Origin of the sequence: Burkholderia metallica (genome assembly GCF_001718555.1) — a bacterium.
In the GTDB taxonomy this organism is placed as follows: Bacteria; Pseudomonadota; Gammaproteobacteria; order Burkholderiales; family Burkholderiaceae; genus Burkholderia; species Burkholderia metallica.
This window is the reverse complement of the sequence record NZ_CP013401.1, coordinates 3,283,520-3,303,217: the sequence shown is the minus strand read 5'-3', so window position 1 is coordinate 3,303,217 and position 19,698 is coordinate 3,283,520. Positions and strand designations below refer to the sequence as shown.

Genomic DNA, 19,698 nt, shown 5'->3' with positions numbered 1-19,698 from the left:
TCAGATATCCCGAAATGACCGCAGATGACGACGTTCGAGTGAGCCTTCCCCACCGAAAAAAATCGTGGGGGCGGGCGGTGCGCGACGACGCGGAAATATGGGGAATGATGAGAGGGGTGGGGTGCGGCGACAGCGGGAGATCGACAGATCGAGCGTCTCGCGCTGCCTGATCGACGTGGAGGCGTGGATGATCCGTGGTTGCGCAGCGAGGGCCTCGTCGTTGCTCACGACGAGGTTGAAGACCATCCGCTTGAAGGCTTCCCGCTTGTCGACGCCCCGATGGCGTCGGCGTGACGGGTAATGGACGGAAATGCGGCCGTGCGTTTAGCGCGAAGCCAGCGCCGGCGTACCGGTGTCGCGTGCGTGGGCGTCGTCGTTGTCGGCCGTCTGCGTCGCGTTCCACACGACCCGGTCGTTGACCGCATACAGCCGGCATGCGCCCGCGTCCTGCTTCGCGCAGTTGTCGAGCGCGAGCGCCATCGGGTCGTCGCCGCCTTCGGCCCACGACCATGCGCCTTCCGACGACACCGCGAACGCGCGGCTCGGATGCTGGTTCAGGAAGCGGCGATAGCCTTCGCGGCCGGCTTCGTCGACGTACGGCACTGCGTCGACCGCGTCGATCGACGCAAAGCCGCTCGCCTTCGGCTCGTGCGGGTTCGCGACCGCGTAGCGCACCGACGTCGGCAGGTTCAACTGCGCGAGGAACGCGTTGACGGCCGGCCACCACACGGGCACGCCGTCGCGATCGACGATCAGCCGGTGCGCGTCGTCCTTGTAGCGGCCGAAATCGATGAACTGGGCCTGCGTGCCGTGCGACACGTACGCGTCGTGCATCTGCGCGACGAGCCCGGGCGTCCATACCGAATCGTTGTCGCCGTACAGCCACAGCGACCGCACGGCCGTGTGCGCGCCGTACTGGTCGAACGCGTCGACGAGGTTGCGCTGCCAGCCGTCGCAGAGGTCCTGGCGCAGCCCGCCGGAGAAGTTGATGATGCCGCGCACGCCCGGTGCGGCTTCGGTGCCGTACGCGACCGATACGAGGCCGCCGTGCGACGTGCCGGCGACGACGATGCGCGACGCATCGACATACGGCTGGCGCGACATGTAGCGCACCGTCGCGTCGACGTCGGCCGCTTGCGCGAGGCCGTTCTTGCCGACGTTGCAGCCTTCCTGCTGGTACGTGCCGCCCGACCCCGCGAAACCCTGGCGGTTCGGGGCGATCACCGCGTAGCCGCGGCGCACGAATTCGCGCGCGAACGCGAGCGGCCGGCTGCGCGGCTGAAGATGGAGATCGCCGGTGTTCTTGCCGTGATTGAAGACGACGAGCGGGAACGGGCCGGGGCCGTTCGGCTTGAAGAGCGTGGCCTCGAGCGTGACGGCACCCGATGCGTCGGCCGGAATGCGCAGGACCTGTTCGTTCAGGTCGGCGGCGACGGGCGGCAGGTTCGAATCGCCGTAGTCGAAGCGTTCGGCGTGGGCGAGCGACCCGCTGGCGCCGGCGCCCGTCCCCGTATTTGCGTTCGGCAGCGTACCGGCCTGAGCGGCCGACAGCGCGCAGGCCGCCATCCATCCCACCAATACCTTGCTGAACGCCATTCGTAAGCCCTGCCATGCAACATGACCAATACGAGGCCATCGTAGCCCGACAAATTCGGGTTGTGCAATGCAGGAATTACCCGGCGTCTGACACAGCAACTATTTGTCAGCGTTCACTTACTTCGCCGTCGACGTAGCGCCAGAAACCGTGTTCGTCACGCTCGAAACGGCTCGTCTCGTGGAGCCGGTAAGCACGTCCGCCGACCTTGTAGCGGGCCACGAACTCGACCTCCGCGTGCCGTTCGTCGAGCGGCGTATGGCGTTTGACCGCGAGACCGAGCCAGCGCGGCGCGTCGGGCGCTGCGGGGTCGACGTCGAGGTCGGGCGGGCAGGTGCGCGCGGCCCACGTCGCGCGCAGGTAGTCGGTCGCGCCGAGCACGTACGCGCTGTACCGCGAGCGCATCAACACGAGCGCGCTCGGCGCGGCTTCGCCGCCGTCGATGAAGCGGCCGCAGCAGGCCGCGTAGCGCGGCGCCGGTGCGTTGCCGGCGGGAGCGGGGGACGCGCCGCCGCACGGGCACGCGTCAGGTCGGATCAAAATCATGCGAAACGGGAATTAACGACGAAAGGTTGTCGGCCGCTCACCAGCTCAGCTCGATACCGTCGTACTGGAAGAAACGGCCGTTGGCCTGCGACACGTCCGCGCCGGATTCGGCGATCACGCGGCGCATGCCGGTCACGCTGGTTTCCGGATCGATCGCGGCCTGCGCGCCGCCCATGTCGGTGCGCACCCAGCCGGGATGCAGCGAAATGCACGCGGCATGGCGCGTCTGCAGCGACGCGATCCGCAGCGCGTCGTTCAGCGCGGCCTTGCTCGCGCGGTACAGCCAGCCGGTCGTGCCGGTCGCCTCGGCGATGCTGCCCATCCGGCTCGACACGACGGCCAGCACGCCGCGCGCGTCCTCGACGAGCGGCAGCACGATCGGCAGCAACTGCATCGGCCCGCGCACGTTCGTATGCATCACCGCGTCGAAATCCTCGGCGGTGACCGTCTCGACGCCCTCGGTGCGCGGCCCGTACACGCCCGACACCAGCACGGCCGCATCGAGCCGCTCGCCGTCGAGCTTCCAGCCGAGCGCCGCGATCTGCTCCGGCTGCGTGATGTCGAGCGCATGCGCGCTCGCGCCGAGCGCGCGCAGCGCGTCGAGCGACGCGTCGTCGCGCGCGGTGGCGATCACGTTCCAGCCGTCGCGCCGGTATTGCCTGACGAATTCGCGGCCGAGGCCGCGCGATGCGCCGACGATCAATACGGTTTTCATGCCCGTCGCTCCTTTGCTTGGCGCCGCCGCGATGGCGGCGCCGGGATCAGATCCGTTCGAAGGCGCGCGGCCGCGCGCCGGCGTTACTTCGCGTCGTCGCACGGCTTCAGCGTGGCGACGACGGCCTGCGCGACGCCTTCGAGCCGCGCGGCGTCCGCCGCGATCATGTCGTTGTCCGGTGCGTGTTGGCCGCCGGCGGTCAGCGCGGCCACGCAGCGCTTGTAGGTTGCGTCGAGCGCGTCGAAGTTCGACACGGCCATCCCGAGGTTGCGCATCCGCCCGTCGTGCACGCCGTACACGAGCCCGTGCACGGTGAGCGACTGGCCGCGCGCCCACGCGTCGTTGACGATCGTCGTGCGGCACACGTTGACCACCTGCTCGATCGCGTTCAGCTCGATCAGGCGGCGGTAGCGCGCTTCGCCCACCGGCCATTCGTCGAGCAGCTTCGCGTGGCGCTCGCGCACGTCCTGCACGTGATGCAGCCAGTTGTCGGCGAGGCCGACACGGCGGTTGAGCAGCGCGGCGTTCACGCCCGAGCAGCCGTAGTGGCCGACCACCATGATGTGCTTCACGCGCAGGATGTCGACCGCGAACTGGATCACCGACAGGCAGTTCAGGTCGCTGTGCACGACCACGTTCGCGATGTTGCGGTGGACGAACACTTCGCCCGGCGGCAGGCCGATGATCTGGTTCGCCGGCACCCGCGAGTCCGAGCAGCCGATCCACAGATACTCCGGCGCCTGCTGGTCGGCAAGGCGCGCGAAGAATTGCGGATCGTCCTCGAGCTTGCGTTTGACCCACGCGTCGTTGTTGTCGAACAGGTGTGAAAGCGGATTGTCTTGGGTGTTCATCGGTGTGGATTCCGTTGGCGGAAATCGGTCGCTATCGGTGCGGTAAATCGGCGTCAGGCGGCGCGCTGCGCGCCGCCCGCGTCATCGTTCCGGTCCGCCGCGCCGAAGCGCGCGGGGTAGCGTGCGCAAAAGCGCAGCGCGGTGTCGTACGGATAAAAGTCGGGCAATTCGCCCTGTAGCAGCTTGTCCTTGCTGGCCTGCCACAGCGCCGGATCGAAAAAGTCCGCGTGATGCTTCATGAAGACGGCGCGCACGCGCGGGTCGCCGAGCAGGAATGGCCCGTAGGTCTCCGGAAAGATGTCGTGCGGGCCGACGGTATACCACGGTTCGCCGGACAGCTCGTCCTCCTCGTTACGCGGTGGCGGCACGCGGCGCACGTTGCAGTCGGTCAGGTACTCGATCTCGTCGTAGTCGTAGAACACGACGCGGCCGTGGCGCGTGACGCCGAAGTTCTTGTACAGCATGTCGCCGGGGAAGATGTTCGCCTTCATCAGCTCCTTCACCGCGTTGCCGTATTCCTTCACGCCGTGCTCGACGTCCGCGTCGCTGCCGTTCTGCAGGTACAGGTTGAGCGGCGTCATCCGGCGCTCGATGTACAGGTGCTTGATCACGAGATTGTCGTCCTCGTATTCGAGCAGCGACGGCACTTCCTTTTCCAGCTCGCGCACGAGCGCGTGGTCGAGCCGCGCGAGCGGCAGCGCGACGCTCGAATACTCGAGCGTGTCGGCCATCCGCCCGAGGCGGTCGTGGCGCTTCACGAGCTGATACTTCTCCATGATCTGCGCGCGCGTCGTTTCCTTCGGCGGCGGGAACTGATCCTTGATGATCTTGAACACGTACGGGAACGACGGCAGCGTGAACACGAGCATCACGAGGCCCTTGATCCCGGGCGCGATGATGAAGCGGTCGCTCGAATGCGACAGGTGGTGCAGCAGGTCGCGGTAGAACAGGTTCTTGCCCTGCTTCTGCAGGCCGACCGACGTATAGATCTCCGCCTTCGGCTTGCCGGGCATGATCGTGCACAGGAAGTCGACGTACGCGGACGGCACGCCCATGTCGACGAGGAAATACGAGTGCGAGAAGCCGAAGATGATCATGAGCTGGTCGCGGCGCAGCAGCACGGTATCGAGCGCCAGCACGCCCGGGCGCACGTGGCGGATCGGCACCGCGAATGGCAGCACGCGGTCGGCGTTGATGATGCGGCCGACGATGTACGCGCTCTTGTTGCGGAAGAACAGCGACGACAGCACGTGAATCTGGAAATTCGGCGCTTCGTCGAAGTGGCCGAATTCGTCGTGGATCGCCTGCATCACGCATCCGATGTCGCGTGAAAGGTCGTCGAACGCCGGCTCGAGCTGGAAGTTCGTGACGATCCGCTCGAGCGTGGTCGCGAGCCCGTCGGTGCCCGGATAGTACGCGCGGTAGGTCGGCTTCGCGGCCGGCTCGTCGTTTTCGAGATACTCGGTCGAGATCGCCGGGCGAACGAAGATGAAATCGTTGCTGAAGTACGAGCGGTGCAGGATCTTGCAGCACACCGAATTGAAGAAGGTCTCCGCGCACTCGGGCTGGCGGTGCGACGTGAGCAGGCCGATGTAGTGCAGCTTGATCTGCTGCCACACTTCGTCGTCGATGTTCTCCGCGTCGTATTCGTCTTCCAGCACCTCGACGCATTCCTTCACGCGATCGTCGTACGACGTGATCCGCTCGCGCGCGAGCCGCTGCAGCCCGTGCCAGTCGCCGCGCTCGAACAGCGTCTTCGCTTCGACGGCCGCCTCGCGGAAGATCCGGTAATGGCGGTCGAAGTTCTCGAGCATCGTCTGGGCGACGTCGAAACCGATCTGCGAGGACAGCAGTTTGGGGAAGTGATTCATCGCGTGCAGGCTCGTTCGGGAGGGCTGTAAGCACTCGCCATTTTAGCGCCCAAGCGGGCGTTTCAAGGACTTTGCGGCGAGGCGCGGCTGGCCGCCAGGCGGCGGGTTGTCCGCCGTTGGATGCCGTTCGGTGCATCTTCGCGTAAAGATACGGGTACGGGACCGATTCTGGCACGAACTTTTTTTGACGGGCGAAAAGGCGCCGGGCACGCGTTCCGCGCGACGGCGATAGAATCGACGCACCGCCCGCCGCGGCCTGCCGCCGGCGCGCATTCGCACCGATAACGACGAGACGCCCCACCGATGAACGCACTGGAACACCAACTCGACTATCCCTTCGCCGACACGCTGCCCGCCGCGGGCGACACGTTCGAGGTCGCGCCCGGCGTGCGCTGGCTGCGCATGCCGCTGCCGTTCTCGCTCGATCACATCAACCTCTGGCTGCTGCGCGACGAGATCGACGGGCAGGCCGGCTGGACGATCGTCGATTGCGGGATCTCGTCGGACGCGATCCGCGCGCACTGGGAGCGGATCTTCGACGCGCATCTCGACGGGTTGCCCGTGCTGCGCGTGCTCGTCACGCACTGCCACCCCGATCACTTCGGCCTCGCGAACTGGCTGTGCGAAGGCGGCGACAAGGGCCGCTGGAACGTGCGGCTGTGGATGACGCTGGGCGAGTACATGTTCGGCTGCCTGATGGCGGCCGGCAACGGCTCGAACGCGGGCGGCGCGGCGGCGGCCGATCACTTCGCGCGCCACGGGCTCACCGATCCGGCCGCGCTCGACAAGCTGCGCAACCGCCGCAGCTACTACGCGGATCTCGTGCCGGCCGTGCCGCCGCGCTACCGGCGCCTGCGCGAAGGCGACGCGGTGACGATCGGCGCGCGCACGTGGCGCGTCGTGACCGGCTTCGGCCATTCGCCTGAACATTGCGCATTGCACAGCGACGCGGACGGCGTGCTGATCTCCGGCGACATGGTGCTGCCGCGCATTTCCACGAACGTATCCGTGTTCGACCTCGAGCCGGAAGCGAACCCGCTCGCGCTGTACCTGCAGTCGCTCGGCCGTTACGAGACGATGGCGCCCGATACGCTGGTGCTGCCGTCGCACGGCAAGCCGTTCCGCGGCGTGCGCACGCGCATCGCGCAACTGCGCGACCACCACGACGCGCGCCTGGCCGAAGTGCGCGTCGCATGCGCGGAGAAGCCGATGAGCGCGGCCGACATCGTGCCGATCATGTTCCGCCGTCGCGAACTCGACATTCACCAGATGACGTTCGCACTCGGCGAGGCGCTCGCGCACCTGAACTTGCTGTGGCTCGCGGGCGAACTCGTGCGCGAGCAGGGCGACGACGGCGTGCTGCGGTTCCGTACCGCCGGCTGACACCGCCGCATTTTCCTCACGCGACGGGTTCGTAGCGCCACCCGTCGCGATGCCATTGCATCGTGTGCGTCGGGTCGAGCGCCGCGAGAAACGCGGTGTCGTGCGACGCGACGACGATCGCGCCGGGGAAGCCGGCCAGTGCCGCTTCGATCGCCCGCACCGATTCGAGGTCCAGGTGATTGGTCGGCTCGTCGAGCAGCAGCAGTTGCGCGGGCGTGCCGCGCCACAACGCGCACGCGAGCGCGGCCTTCAGGCGTTCGCCGCCGCTCAGCCGCCGCGCCGGTTGCGTCGCGCGCGCCGCATCGAGCTGCAGCAGCGCGAGACGGCTGCGCAGATCGCCTTCGGCGAGCGGCGTGTCGAGCAACCCCAGTTGCTCGACGATCGAACGATCGGAATCGAGCAGCGCGAGCCGCTGGTCGAGATACGCGGCGCTCACATATGTCGTGCATGCGCCGGAACGCGGGACAAGCTCGCCGGCGAGCATCCGCAGCAACGTCGATTTGCCGCAGCCGTTCGGGCCGGTCAGCGCGATGCGCACGGGGCCGCTGGCCGACCACGTGATCGTGTCCGCATGGCCGGCGATGCGCCACGGCAATTGCGCGCGGTCGAGCGTGAACAGCTGGCGGCGCGCGCTGACCTCGGTGCCCGGCAGCGACACGAGCACGGGCGCATCGGCTTCGACGCGCGCGGCCGTCTCCTGCACGCGTTCGTCGAGCGACGTCTTGAATGCGTTCTGATGGCCCCGGACCTGCCCCATGATGCTGCGCGCCGCGCCCTTGCGGCGCTGACGGGCTCCCGACGACAGGTTGGCGGTCTTCGCATCGCGCAGCGACGCGGCCGCGTGGCGCTGGATCGTGTCGTGCTCCTGTTCGAGCCTGCGCCTGACGCGCCCGCGTTCGGCGCGCGCATTGTCCAGCGCGGACTGCGCGGCCGCCTGTTCCGCGTCGCGCTGCGCGCGGTAGAACGCGTAGTTGCCGCCGTATGAGCGCACGCCGTGTGGCGTCAGCTCGACGATGCGCTGCACGCCGGCGAGCAGCGCACGGTCGTGACTCACGATCACGAGGCCGCCGCGCCAGCCGTCGAGCGCCGCACGCAGCCATGCGCGGCCCTGCGCGTCGAGATGGTTCGTCGGTTCGTCGAGTACCAGAAGGCCCGCGCCCGACAGCAGCGCACCGATGAGCGCGACGCGCGCGAGTTGCCCGCCGCTCAGTGCGTGCGCAGGCATGTCGGCGTGGACGTCATGCAGGCCGGCTGCGTCGAGCGCGGTGCGCAGCCGTTCCGCGAGATCCCAGCGATCGTCGATCAGGTCGAAGTCGTGCGATTCCGCGCGACCGTCGGCGACACGCGCGAGCGCGCCGAGCGGTGCATCGAGCGCGGCAATCTGCGCGACGGTCCGCGGGCCGGCGGCTGCGTTGTCGTCATGCTGCTGCGCGACGTAGACGACCGGCGTGTGCCGGTCGATCGTCCCCGCGCTTGGCGCGCAGCGCCCCGCGATCAGCTGCGCGAGCCGGCTCTTGCCGATGCCGTTGCGGCCGACGATGCCGGTCGGCGTGCGATCGATTGAGAGGTCGAGCGAATCGAACAGCGTGACGCCGTCGTCGAAGCGCAAGGAAACGTGATGAAGCGCGACGAGCGCGCCGGTGGGCGTGGCAGCAGCCATCAGCACCTCCGAAAATGCGTGAAGACCTTCGCGCGCGGCGTGCGTGGCACGGCGGCGAAAACATTTCGGGAAGGCTTAGTTGTTCACTTTGGCTGGCGTCCGGTATGAGGAATGCGCGCGCAGTGTAGCAAGCGCGGCGCGCGGGCCGCAAGCGACGGCCCGACGCACCGTCGCTTGCACGCCACGCGCGGGGGCGCGTTACTGCACGGCGACGGTCGTGAAGTTCTGCCGCCCGAACGGGCTCACGTGATAGCCGCTCACGTTCGTGCGCGTGAGCGCGGCCGCGGTCGGGTAGCCGAGCGGAATCCACAGCGCCTGGTCGTGGATGATCTTCTGCGCCGCTTCGTACAGCTTCGCGCGCTTGGCCTGGTCGGCGGTCGACTTGCCGTCGGCGATCAGCTTGTCGAGCTGCGCGTCGCAGAAGCGCGCGAAGTTGATGCCCGACTTCACCGCGTTGCAGCTGAACAGCGGCGACAGGTAGTTGTCCGGATCGCCGTTGTCGCCGGCCCAGCCCATGAACAGCATGTCATGCTGGCCGAGCTTCGCCTGCTTGATCAGCTCGCCCCATTCGATCACCTTGACCTCGGCCTTCACGCCGATCTTCGCGAGATCGGCCTGAAGCAGCTCCGCGCCGACCTTCGGATTCGGGTTCAGCACGCTGCCGGTCGGGCGCGTCCAGATCGTCGTCGAGAAGCCGTTCGGGAAGCCGGCCTGCGCGAGCAGCTGCTTCGCCTTCGCCGGATCGTACGCGTACGGCGCGACGCCCTTCGCGTAGCTCCACGTGTTCGGCGGATACGGGTTGTTCGCGGCCGTCGCGGTGTTGTCGAACACGACCTTCAGGTAGGTCGCGCGATCGAACGCGAGGTTCAGCGCCTCGCGCACCTTGTCGTTGTCGAGCGGCTTCTTCTGCGTGTTCAGCGCGACGAACGCGGTCATGAACGCGGGCGTCTGCACGACCTTCAGCGCGCTTTCGCCCTTCGCGGCGAGCACGTCCTGCGGCTTCGGCGACAGCGCGATCTGGCATTCGCCGGCCTTCACCTTCTGCAGGCGCACCGACGGGTCGGGCGTGATCGCGTAGATCAGCCGGTCGACCTTCGGCCTGGTCCCCCAGTAGGTCGGGTTCACGTCGTAACGGATCAGCGCGTCCTTCGTGTAGCTCTTCAGCACGAACGGCCCGGTGCCGACCGGCTTCGCGTTCAGGTCGGCCTGCTTGCCGGCCTTCAGCAACTGGTCCGCGTATTCGGCCGAGTAGATCGACGCGAAGCCCATCGTCAGGATCGGCACGAAGGTCGCGTTCGGCTCGTTCAGCGTGAACTTCACCGTGCTGTCGTCGACTTTCGTGACCGACTTCACGAGCTTCACGAGGCCCATCGACTGCGCGTGCGGAAAGCCGCTCGTGCCGGCCACCTTGTGCCACGGATTCGAGTCGTCGAGCATCCGCGAGAACGTGAACACCACGTCGTCCGCGTTTAGCGCGCGGCCCGGCTTGAAATAGTCGGTGGTCTGGAACGCGACGTTCGGGCGCAGATGGAACGTGTACGTGAGGCCGTCGGCGCTCGCTTCCCATTTGTCGGCGAGCGCGGGCACGACTTTCTTCGCGGCTTCGTCGTACGACACGAGCGTGTTGAAGATCACGTCGGCCGACGCGTTGGTCGTGACGAGCGAGTTGTATTGCACGACGTCGAAGCCGTCCGGGCTCGATTCCGTGCAGACGGTGAGCGGCTTCGCGGCGGCGAGGCCGGGGGCGGCGAGGGCGGCGGCGAGTGTTGCCGCGGCGAACAGCTTGACCTGCATAGGATCTCCCACGTGGCTTGTGTTTTTTGCTCGGTGACGGGATGCGGGCGCGGCCCGGAAGCGGGCAGGGCCGGCGCGGCTGGCGAATAGCATACCGTCAAAGCGCGCGACGCGTGAAAAAAGGCGTCTGAACGCGGTGAATTGACCGAAAAACGGCCGCGTTCGCGACGGAACGGGTGTTGGGGCGGCGGATTGGGAAGAGTGGGTGCCGGGGGCGGTTCGGGCCTGCCGTGAATCGACGCTTTGAAGGGGCGCTGCGACGGAGAGGTGGTGAGGCGAAGAGGTGGAGGAGCGGAGAGGCGGTGAAGCGGAGAGGGGTTAAGCGGAGAGGGGTTAAGCGGATAGACGGCCCGCGATGCTTCGCGCGGGCCGGCACTCGCGGCGCGTCAGTGCGTGCCGGCCTTCGGCTTGCGCGGCGCCTTCTCGAACAGACGGTCGTACAGCCAGCGCGGCAGCACGTGCAGCACCTTCGCGACGACGCCCATCTGCCACGGAATCACGCGGAACGCGTGCTGCCGCGCGATCGCCTTGGCCGCGCGGGCGGCGAAGCGGTCGGCATCCATCAGGAACGGCATCCGGTACGGGTTGTGCGCGGTCATCGGTGTGCGGATGTAGCCGGGCGCGATCGTCACGACGCCGACGCCGGCAGGCCGCAGCTCGACGCGCAGCGATTCGAGGTACTTGATCGCGGCCGATTTCGACGCGCTGTACGCGCCGGAGCCGGGCAGACCGCGCACGCCGGCGACGCTCGCGACACCGACCAGCGTGCCGTGCCGCGCGGCCGTCATCGGGCCGACGAACGGCTCGAACGTCGCGACCATCCCGTAGTAGTTGATGTCCATCACGTCGCGGAACGTCGCGAGATCGCCCTGGCCCGTGACGGCGCCCTGGCTGATGCCCGCGTTCGCGATCACGACGTCGGGGCAGCCGTGCGTCGCGATGAACGACGCGGCGGCCGTCGCGAGCGCGTCGGCGTCGCGCACGTCGGCGGAATACACGGAGATGGACAGCTTCGGAAAGCGCCGCGCGAACGCATCGAGGGGCTCGGTGCGTCGCGCGACGAGCGCGAGCATGGCGCCCTGGCGGGCGTATTCCTCGGCCATCGCGAGGCCGAGGCCGCTCGATGCGCCGGTGATGAAGACCTTCAGCGGAGTAGTCATGCCGGCGCGCGGGCGGGGATCAGAGCTTCTTGTCCTGAACCTGCTTCACGAGGAAGTCGAGCACCTGGGCGGTGCCCGGGATGCTGTTCGCGTAAGCGGGGCCCGTCTTGTACTTGCCCTGGACGACGACCGTCGGCACGCCGTCGATCGCATAGTCCTTCAGCAGCTTGGCCGACTGGTTCACTTCGCCCTGCACGCTGAACGAGTTGTACGCGTCCATGAACTGCTTCTTGTCGACGCCTTGCGTGGCCAGGAAGTCGGCCTGCGCCTGCGGCGTCAGCAGGTAGTTCTTCTGCTTGTGGATCGCGTTGAAGATCGCCGGCGTGACCTTCTCGGAGATGCCGAGCGCGGACACCGCGTAGAACAGCTTCGAGTGCGGGACGAAATCGTCACGGAATGCGACCGGCACGCGCTTGAAGTCGATGTTGTTGCCCTGCTTCTTCACCCAGGCCTCGATCGTCGGCTCGAATTCGTAGCAGTGCGGGCAGCCGTACCAGAAGAATTCGATCACCTCGACCTTGCCGGCCGGCGCGGACACCGGCTGCGGCGACTTCATCACCTCGAAGTCCTTGCCGGCGACCGGTGCGGCGGGCGAAGCCTGCGCGAGACCGGCGGCCAGGCCCAGGGACAGAAGGAGCGTGCTAAGCAGTTTTTTCATGTTGTGAACGTCGAATCAGTTGCTCGGGTTACGGGACGTAACGGGTTCTGAGTGGGCTCGGCCGGTTGCTTACTGCTTCGTGAAACGGATCACCGCCGTGTCGACACCTGCATCGGACAGGCGCTGGCGGGCCGAGTTCATATCCTCGAACTTCGAGAACGGGCCGACCCGCACGCGGAAATACGTCACGCCGCTGACATCGCGCTTCGACACCTTCGATTCGAAGCCCTGGAAGCCAAGGCGCGCGCGCTGCTGCTCGGCGTCGCCTTCGGTCTTGTACGCGCCCACCTGCAGGAAGTAGCCGGTATTCGCGTCGTTTGCGGTCGGCGGCTTCGCTGCCGCGGCGGCCGTGGCCGACGACGTCGGTTTCGGCGTGTTCGCGGCCTGTTGCTGCTTTTGCGCGGCGGCTTGCTGCGCCTGCTTCTGCGCGGCGAAGCGTGCGAGGTCGTCCTCGCCGCCTTGCTGTTGCTGCTGCGCCTGCTGCGTCTTCTTCGGCGGCGGCGTGTTGTCGGCCGGCTTCGGTGCGACGGCGACGCCGTTGCCCGACGACGCATTGTTCGACGCGCTCGGCTTGCCCGAACTGCCGGTGTCGTTCGAGCCGCTCGATCCGTTGGCCGACGGCGGCACTTCGACGATCTGCGGTTCGGGCAGCAGGCCGCCCTGGGTCTGGTTCGCGGCCTGGCCGGGCGCGGTGTTCGGCGGCGCGGACTGCGCGGCCTGCGGCACCGGCTGGCCGGGCGTCTTGCCCTGCAGCGCGCGGTTCGGATCGAACTGCTGCGGCTGGCTCGCGCCGTTGTCGGCCGGCGGCGGCGCGACCTTCGACACGAACGGCGACGGGGAACGCGTGATGTAGAGCGCCACCACCACGGCGATTGCGAGGCCGACGATCAGGCCCAGCACGATTCCAAGAAATGTCCCTCCGGCTTGTTTCGATTGCTTCGAAGTTCGGCGTGGTTGTGCCATTGCTTGAGTCACCTGCAAAAAGAATCGTGAAAAGGCTGCGGCGGGCACCCGACGGCGGGCGCTCCTGCCGCAGCCATTCGCTGCCCGGTCGGGCCGCTTGCTGCGTTACATCTTGACGGGCGCGGACACGCCGAGCACCGCCAGACCGTTCTCGAGCACCTGCCGGGTCGCGGCGAGGAGCGCGGCGCGCGCATTGCGCGGCGCTTCGTCGTCGACCAGCACGCGCTCCGCATTGTAGAACGAGTGGAATTCGCCAGCGAGGTCGCGCAGGTAGAACGCGACCGCGTGCGGCGCCAGTTCGTTCGCGGCGTGCGTGAGCATGTCCGGGTACTCGGCCAGCTTCTGCATCAGCGACGCCGCTTGCGCGCTCGTCAGTTGCGACAGGTCGGCGCCCGGCAGTTGCGCGACGTCGACGTTGTAGCGCGATTTCAGCTCGCTGAGCACCGAGCAGATCCGCGCATGCGCGTACTGGACGTAATAGACCGGGTTTTCGTCGTTCTGTTTCAGCGCGAGGTCGATGTCGAACACGAACTCGGTATCGGCCTTGCGCGAGATCAGGAAGAACCGCACCGCGTCGCGGCCGCGCGTGATGGTCGCTTCGTCGATCAGGTCGGGCGCCGCTTCCTGGCCTGCCGCCGCGCCGCCCGACCATTCGATCAGGTCGCGCACCGTCACGTAGCTGCCCGCGCGCTTCGAGATCTTCACTTCCTGGCCGTCGCGCATCACGGTGACCATCTTGTGCAGAACGTAGTCGGGGTAGCCCTTCGGAATCCCGACGTGCAGGCCCTGCAGGCCGGCGCGCACGCGCGCGATCGTGCCGTGGTGGTCCGAACCCTGGATGTTGATCACCTTCGTGAAGCCGCGCTCCCACTTCGTCACGTGGTACGCGACGTCCGGCACGAAGTACGTGTAGGTGCCGTCCGACTTGCGCATCACGCGATCCTTGTCGTCGCCTTCGTCGGTCGTGCGCAGCCACAGCGCGCCGTCCTGCTCGTAGGTCATGCCGGCCTTGATCAGTGCGTCGACCGTCTTCTCGACGCGGCCTTCGCTGTACAGCGACGACTCGAGGTAGTACTGATCGAACTTCACGCCGAACGCCTGCAGGTCCATGTCCTGCTCGCGACGCAGGTACGTGACCGCGAACTTGCGGATCGCGTCGAGATCCTCGACGTCGCCCGTGCCCTTGACCGGCTCGCCGTCCGACGCGGCGACCGTTTCGCCGCGCAGGAAGTCGCGCGCGATGTCGGCGATGTATTCGCCGTTGTACGCGGCTTCCGGCCAGCCCGCGTCGCCCGGCTTCAGGCCGCGTGCGCGCGCCTGCGTCGAGATCGCGAGGTTGCCGATCTGCACGCCCGCGTCGTTGTAGTAGAACTCGCGGTGCACCGCGTAGCCCTGGCTCGCGATCACGTTCGCGAGCACGTCGCCGAGCGCGGCCTGGCGGCCATGGCCGACGTGCAGCGGGCCGGTCGGGTTCGCCGACACGAATTCGAGCAGCACTTGCTTGCCCTTCTCGCGATCCGACGTGCCGAACGCGCGGCCCTGCTCGAACACGGCAGCGATCACCGCCTGCTTCGCGGCGGCCGACAGGCGCAGGTTGATGAAGCCGGGGCCGGCGATCTCGGCGGCTTCGACGAGCCCTTGCGCGCCCGGCTGGGCGGTGAGGGCGGCGACGATCTGCTCGGCGAGCTGGCGCGGGTTCGTGCCGAGCGGCTTCGCGAGCTGCATGGCGACGTTGCACGCGACGTCGCCGTGCGCGGCGACCTTCGGGCGCTCCAGCGTGATGGCCGGGGCGACGAACGCGGCGTCGGCGCCTTTCAGCGCGTGTGCGACCTGCTTGACGCTATCCGCGAGCAGGGCTTCGAGGGTCTGTTTGTGGGCTGGCAGCATGCTGGTAGAAGGCTTCGTTGGTGGCGGCCGGAAACGCCGGCCCGCCGGCGCGCTTTTTAAGCGCGCGTTTCAGGGATCGCAGAATTTTAACAGGTGCTAATATGCCGCTCAGGCGGCCCGCGTCCGCGAGGCCGGACGCCGGTCTGCCGGCGTTCCCCAACCTCGCCGCGCAGGCACAACAAGATGAAAAGGGAATTGTCATGATTACGTTCAAGAGCAAGGCGGCACAGGATCTCGACGTGCTGAAGGATTTCGCCGTGTATGTGCTGGGTCTCGTCGGCAAGCAGCTGGGCGAGCGCGGTGTGATTACGCACGACGAGCTGGACCACGCGATCGCGAAGCTGGAAGGCGCAGTCGCGCAGGCGAAGCAGGAGCGCGCCGAGCACGCCGGCCATTTCCACGAAGACGAAGCCGACCACGCGCACCACGAAGTGCCGCCGAGCCTGGCGCAGCGCGTTGCACCGTTCCTGACGATGCTGCGCGAAGCGAAGGCCGGCCAGGCCGACGTGCACTGGGGGTTCTGAGCCCCCGCCCCGCCGGTCCGAAAGGATCGAAAGGCAGAAAAAGCCCGCTTTCGTGCGGGCTTTTTATTTTGTCTGATGAAAAGCGGTGCGGGCGGCGGCGGCCGGCGCGCCCCATGACAGAGACGCGTGACGGCAAGACGCGGCGGGACCGCCGCGCCCCGAGCGATTACAACTGCGGCGCGAGCGCGCGGCGCGCGTCGTCGAGCGACAGCGCCATGCGCTGCGCGTAGTCTTCGAGTTGATCCTGGCCGATCTTGCCGACCGAGAAATACGTGCTGTCCGGATGCGCGAGATAGAAGCCCGACACGCTCGCGGCCGGCAGCATCGCCAGCGAGTCGGTCACGCTCATGCCGATTTCGTCCGCGCGCAGCACGTCGAACATGTCGCGCTTCACGAGGTGGTCGGGGCAGGCCGGATAGCCGGGCGCAGGGCGGATGCCCGAGTACTTCTCGGCGATCAGCGCGTCGTTGTCGAGTGTCTCGCCGCTCGCGTAGCCCCACAGCTCGCGCCGCACGCGCGCGTGCATCGCTTCCGCGAACGCTTCCGCGAAGCGGTCCGCGAGCGCCTTCAGCATGATCGCGCTGTAGTCGTCGTGGTCGGCTTCGAACTGCTTTTCCTTCACGTCGACGCCGAGGCCGGCCGTCACCGCGAACATCCCGATGTAGTCGGCGACGCCCGATTCCTTCGGCGCGATGAAGTCGGCGAGCGAGCGGTTCGGCCGCATCACGCCGTCGACCACCGGACGCACGCTCTGCTGCCGCAGGTTGCGCCACGTGAGCAGCACTTCCGAGCGCGATTCGTCGCTGTAGATCTCGATGTCGTCGTCGTTGACGGTATTCGCCGGCAGCAGCGAGATTACGCCGCTCGCGGTCAGCCAGCGGCCCTGGATCAGGCGCGCGAGCATCGATTTCGCATCGGAGAACACGCGCCGCGCCGATTCGCCGACGATCTCGTCGTTCAGGATCGCCGGGTACGGGCCCGCGAGATCCCAGGTCTGGAAGAACGGGCCCCAGTCGATGTATTGCGCGAGCTCGTTCAGGTCGTAGTTCTTGAACACGCGGCGGCCGATGAACTTCGGCTTCACCGGCCGATAGCCCGCCCAGTCGACCTTGGTCTTGTTCGCGCGCGCTTCGGCGAGCGTGACCATCGGCTGCTGCTTGCGGTTCGCGTGCTGGTCGCGGATGCGTTCGTAGTCGGACTTCAGTTCGTCGAGGTACTTCGCCGCGCCTTCGTCGGACAGCAGGCTCGACGCGACCGACACCGAGCGCGACGCGTCCGGCACGTAGACCACCGGGCCTTCGTAGTGCGGCGCGATCTTCACGGCCGTGTGCACGCGCGACGTGGTCGCACCGCCGATCAGCAGCGGGATCTTCTTCACGCGGAAGTAGTCGTCGCGCTGCATTTCGGACGCGACGTACGCCATTTCCTCGAGGCTCGGCGTGATGAGGCCCGACAGCCCGATGATGTCCGCGCCCTCGACCTTCGCCTTCGCGAGGATCTCGTTGCACGGGACCATCACGCCCATGTTGACCACTTCGAAGTTGTTGCACTGGAGCACGACCGACACGATGTTCTTGCCGATATCGTGCACGTCGCCCTTCACGGTCGCGATGACGATCTTGCCTTTCGCGCGCACGTCGCCGCCCGCTTCCGCGAGCAGCCGCTTTTCTTCCTCGATGAACGGGATCAGGTGCGCGACCGCCTGCTTCATCACGCGCGCCGATTTCACGACCTGCGGCAGGAACATCTTGCCCTGGCCGAACAGGTCGCCGACGACGTTCATCCCGTCCATCAGCGGCCCTTCGATCACGTTGATCGGCCGACCGCCGTCCGCGGCGATCTTCGCGCGCGCTTCTTCCGTATCTTCGACGATGAAGGTCGTGATGCCGTGCACGAGCGCATGCGCGAGCCGCTTCTCGACCGGCTGGTTGCGCCATTCGAGATTCTCTTCCTTCTTCGCGGCGCCGGTCTTGAACTTGTCGGCGATCTCGAGCAGGCGGTCGGTGGAATCGTCGCGGCGGTTCAGGATCACGTCCTCGACGCGCTCGCGCAGCTCCGGGTCGAGGTCGGCGTACACGCCGAGCTGGCCCGCGTTGACGATGCCCATGTCCATCCCCGCCTGGATCGCGTGGTACAGGAACACGGTGTGGATCGCCTCGCGCACCGGGTCGTTGCCGCGGAACGAGAACGACACGTTCGACACGCCGCCGCTCACCTTCGCGTACGGCAGGTTCTGCTTGATCCAGCGGGTCGCCTCGATGAAGTCGACCGCATAGTTGTTGTGTTCCTCGATGCCGGTCGCGACCGCGAAGATGTTCGGGTCGAAGATGATGTCTTCCGGCGGGAAGCCGACTTCGTTCACGAGGAAGTTGTACGAGCGCGTGCAGATCTCGATCTTGCGTTCGTAGGTGTCGGCCTGGCCGGTTTCGTCGAACGCCATCACGACCGCCGCCGCGCCGTAGCGGCGGATCAGGTGCGCGTGGTGGCGGAACGCGTCCTCGCCTTCCTTCAGCGAGATGGAGTTCACGATCGCCTTGCCCTGCACGCACTTCAGGCCCGCCTCGATCACTTCCCACTTCGACGAGTCGATCATGATCGGCACGCGCGCGATGTCCGGTTCCGATGCGATCAGGTTCAGGAAGCGCACCATCGCCGCCTTCGAATCGAGCATCGCCTCGTCCATGTTGATGTCGATCACCTGCGCGCCGTTCTCGACCTGCTGGCGCGCGACGGCGAGCGCCTCGTCGAACTGGCCGTTGAGAATCATGCGAGCGAACGCCTTCGAGCCGGTGACGTTGGTGCGCTCGCCGACGTTGATGAAGAGCGTCCCGGACGTGACGTTGAACGGCTCGAGGCCGGCGAGGCGCATCATGTGATCGGTCATGGCGGTGCGAATTCGAGTGATGAGGGGCGTGGGACGGTCGGGTCAGGCGTTGTCGCTGTACTGGTTCGGCCAGCGGCGCGGCTTCACGTCGGCGAGCGCTTTCGCGATCTCGGCGATGTGCTCGGGCGTCGTGCCGCAGCAGCCGCCCGCGAGATTCACGAGCCCGGCTTGCGCGAATTCCTTCAGCAGACCCGACGTGACGTCCGGCGTCTCGTCGAAGCCCGTCTCGGCCATCGGGTTCGGCAGGCCCGCGTTCGGGTAGCACGACACGTAGGTGTCGCACAGCTTCGCGAGCTCGGCGATGTACGGGCGCATCAGCGCCGCGCCGAGCGCGCAGTTCAGGCCGAACGTGAGCGGCTTCGCGTGGCGCAGCGAATTCCAGAACGCCTCGACGGTCTGGCCCGACAGGATCCGGCCCGACGCATCGGTGACGGTGCCCGAAATCATGATCGGCAGGCGCTCGCCGGTATCCTCGAACAGCTCGTCGAGCGCGAACAGGGCGGCCTTCGCGTTCAGCGTGTCGAAGATCGTCTCGACGAGGAACAGGTCGACGCCGCCGTCGAGCAGCGCCTTCGCCTGCTGGTAGTACGACGCGCGCAGTTCGTCGAACGTGATGTTGCGTGCGCCCGGATCGTTGACGTCCGGCGAGATGCTCGCCGTCTTCGGCGTCGGCCCGATCGCGCCCGCGACGAAGCGCGGCTTGTCCGGCGTCGCGTATTTCTCGGCCGATTCGCGCGCGAGCTTCGCCGATTCGACGTTCATCTCGACGACGAGATCTTCCATCTCGTAATCGGCCTGCGCGACGGTCGTCGCGCCGAACGTGTTGGTTTCGACGATGTCGGCGCCGGCCGCGAAGTACTGGTCGTGGATCTCGCGGATGATCTGCGGCTGCGTGATCGACAGCAGTTCGTTGTTGCCCTTGATGTCGCGCGGGAAATCCTTGAAGCGCTCGCCGCGATACGCGGCTTCGTCGAGCTTGTAGCGCTGGATCATCGTGCCCATCGCGCCGTCGAGGATCAGGATGCGCGATTTCAGCAGCGCAGGCAGAGCGGCGCCGCGCGTGTACGGCGCGGCGAGCGGGACGGAAGCGGCGAGAGGAGTCGCAGACATGGGCGATGGACCGGCGAAGACGGGAAAACCGTCATTGTAGCCGGTGCGCCTGGGCGTCGCCCGGCCTGGCGGCGCGCGGGCCGGCCGCCAAATGAAAA

General features: G+C 67.2%; 15 protein-coding genes. 2 read left to right on the top strand and 13 right to left on the bottom strand.

Features of this window, described 5'->3' with window-relative positions; genetic code table 11:
• Positions 1-324: 324 nt before the first annotated feature.
• The 5 genes from WJ16_RS14920 to aceK form a co-directional block, all read right to left on the bottom strand.
• A complete protein-coding gene (locus WJ16_RS14920; RefSeq protein ID WP_069257705.1) occupies positions 325-1,596 on the bottom strand; it encodes a dienelactone hydrolase family protein in 1,272 nt (423 codons plus the stop codon).
• Positions 1,597-1,702: 106 nt separating this feature from the next.
• Complete coding sequence (locus WJ16_RS14915) at positions 1,703-2,140, bottom strand: YchJ family protein (protein WP_069257704.1); 438 nt, start codon at positions 2,138-2,140, stop codon at positions 1,703-1,705.
• A 37-nt stretch (positions 2,141-2,177) separates the two neighbouring features.
• Positions 2,178-2,855: an SDR family oxidoreductase gene (locus tag WJ16_RS14910; RefSeq protein WP_069257703.1), complete on the bottom strand. Its 678-nt coding sequence runs from the start codon at positions 2,853-2,855 to the stop codon at positions 2,178-2,180.
• 83 nt (positions 2,856-2,938) lie between these two features.
• Complete coding sequence (gene can, locus WJ16_RS14905; protein WP_069257702.1) at positions 2,939-3,706, bottom strand: carbonate dehydratase; 768 nt, start codon at positions 3,704-3,706, stop codon at positions 2,939-2,941.
• Between the two features lie 53 nt (positions 3,707-3,759).
• Complete coding sequence (gene aceK / locus WJ16_RS14900; protein ID WP_069257701.1) at positions 3,760-5,577, bottom strand: bifunctional isocitrate dehydrogenase kinase/phosphatase; 1,818 nt, start codon at positions 5,575-5,577, stop codon at positions 3,760-3,762.
• A 303-nt stretch (positions 5,578-5,880) separates the two neighbouring features.
• Here aceK and WJ16_RS14895 point away from each other — a divergent pair, with 303 nt between their 5' ends.
• Entirely contained in the window at positions 5,881-6,960 is a 1,080-nt protein-coding gene (locus WJ16_RS14895; RefSeq protein WP_069257700.1) for an MBL fold metallo-hydrolase, read from the top strand.
• Positions 6,961-6,976: 16 nt separating this feature from the next.
• On the opposite strand, the gene WJ16_RS14890 is transcribed toward WJ16_RS14895, so the two are convergent.
• From WJ16_RS14890 to argS, 6 genes are all read right to left on the bottom strand, one after another.
• Positions 6,977-8,620 (bottom strand): ABC-F family ATP-binding cassette domain-containing protein, encoded by a 1,644-nt coding sequence (locus WJ16_RS14890; protein ID WP_069257699.1) that lies wholly within the window; start codon positions 8,618-8,620, stop codon positions 6,977-6,979.
• A 198-nt stretch (positions 8,621-8,818) separates the two neighbouring features.
• A complete protein-coding gene (locus WJ16_RS14885) occupies positions 8,819-10,414 on the bottom strand; it encodes an ABC transporter substrate-binding protein (RefSeq protein ID WP_069257698.1) in 1,596 nt (531 codons plus the stop codon).
• 386 nt (positions 10,415-10,800) lie between these two features.
• Positions 10,801-11,574 (bottom strand): SDR family oxidoreductase, encoded by a 774-nt coding sequence (locus WJ16_RS14880; protein WP_069257697.1) that lies wholly within the window; start codon positions 11,572-11,574, stop codon positions 10,801-10,803.
• Positions 11,575-11,593: 19 nt separating this feature from the next.
• Positions 11,594-12,232 (bottom strand): thiol:disulfide interchange protein DsbA/DsbL, encoded by a 639-nt coding sequence (locus WJ16_RS14875; protein ID WP_011353364.1) that lies wholly within the window; start codon positions 12,230-12,232, stop codon positions 11,594-11,596.
• Between the two features lie 69 nt (positions 12,233-12,301).
• Positions 12,302-13,195 (bottom strand): SPOR domain-containing protein, encoded by an 894-nt coding sequence (locus WJ16_RS14870; RefSeq protein WP_069257696.1) that lies wholly within the window; start codon positions 13,193-13,195, stop codon positions 12,302-12,304.
• Between the two features lie 105 nt (positions 13,196-13,300).
• Positions 13,301-15,082, bottom strand: a complete 1,782-nt coding sequence (argS, locus tag WJ16_RS14865) for an arginine--tRNA ligase (protein ID WP_069257695.1) — start codon at positions 15,080-15,082, stop codon at positions 13,301-13,303.
• Between the two features lie 200 nt (positions 15,083-15,282).
• Between argS and WJ16_RS14860 the strand changes: the two genes are divergently transcribed.
• Positions 15,283-15,606, top strand: coding sequence for a DUF1840 domain-containing protein (locus WJ16_RS14860; protein WP_006489103.1), 324 nt, complete (start codon positions 15,283-15,285; stop codon positions 15,604-15,606).
• Positions 15,607-15,772: 166 nt separating this feature from the next.
• On the opposite strand, the gene metH is transcribed toward WJ16_RS14860, so the two are convergent.
• Together metH and WJ16_RS14850 are read right to left on the bottom strand one after the other, a co-directional pair.
• Positions 15,773-18,490, bottom strand: coding sequence for a methionine synthase (gene metH, locus WJ16_RS14855; protein ID WP_069257694.1), 2,718 nt, complete (start codon positions 18,488-18,490; stop codon positions 15,773-15,775).
• A 42-nt stretch (positions 18,491-18,532) separates the two neighbouring features.
• Positions 18,533-19,600, bottom strand: coding sequence for a homocysteine S-methyltransferase family protein (locus tag WJ16_RS14850; protein ID WP_069257693.1), 1,068 nt, complete (start codon positions 19,598-19,600; stop codon positions 18,533-18,535).
• Positions 19,601-19,698 lie beyond the last annotated feature (98 nt).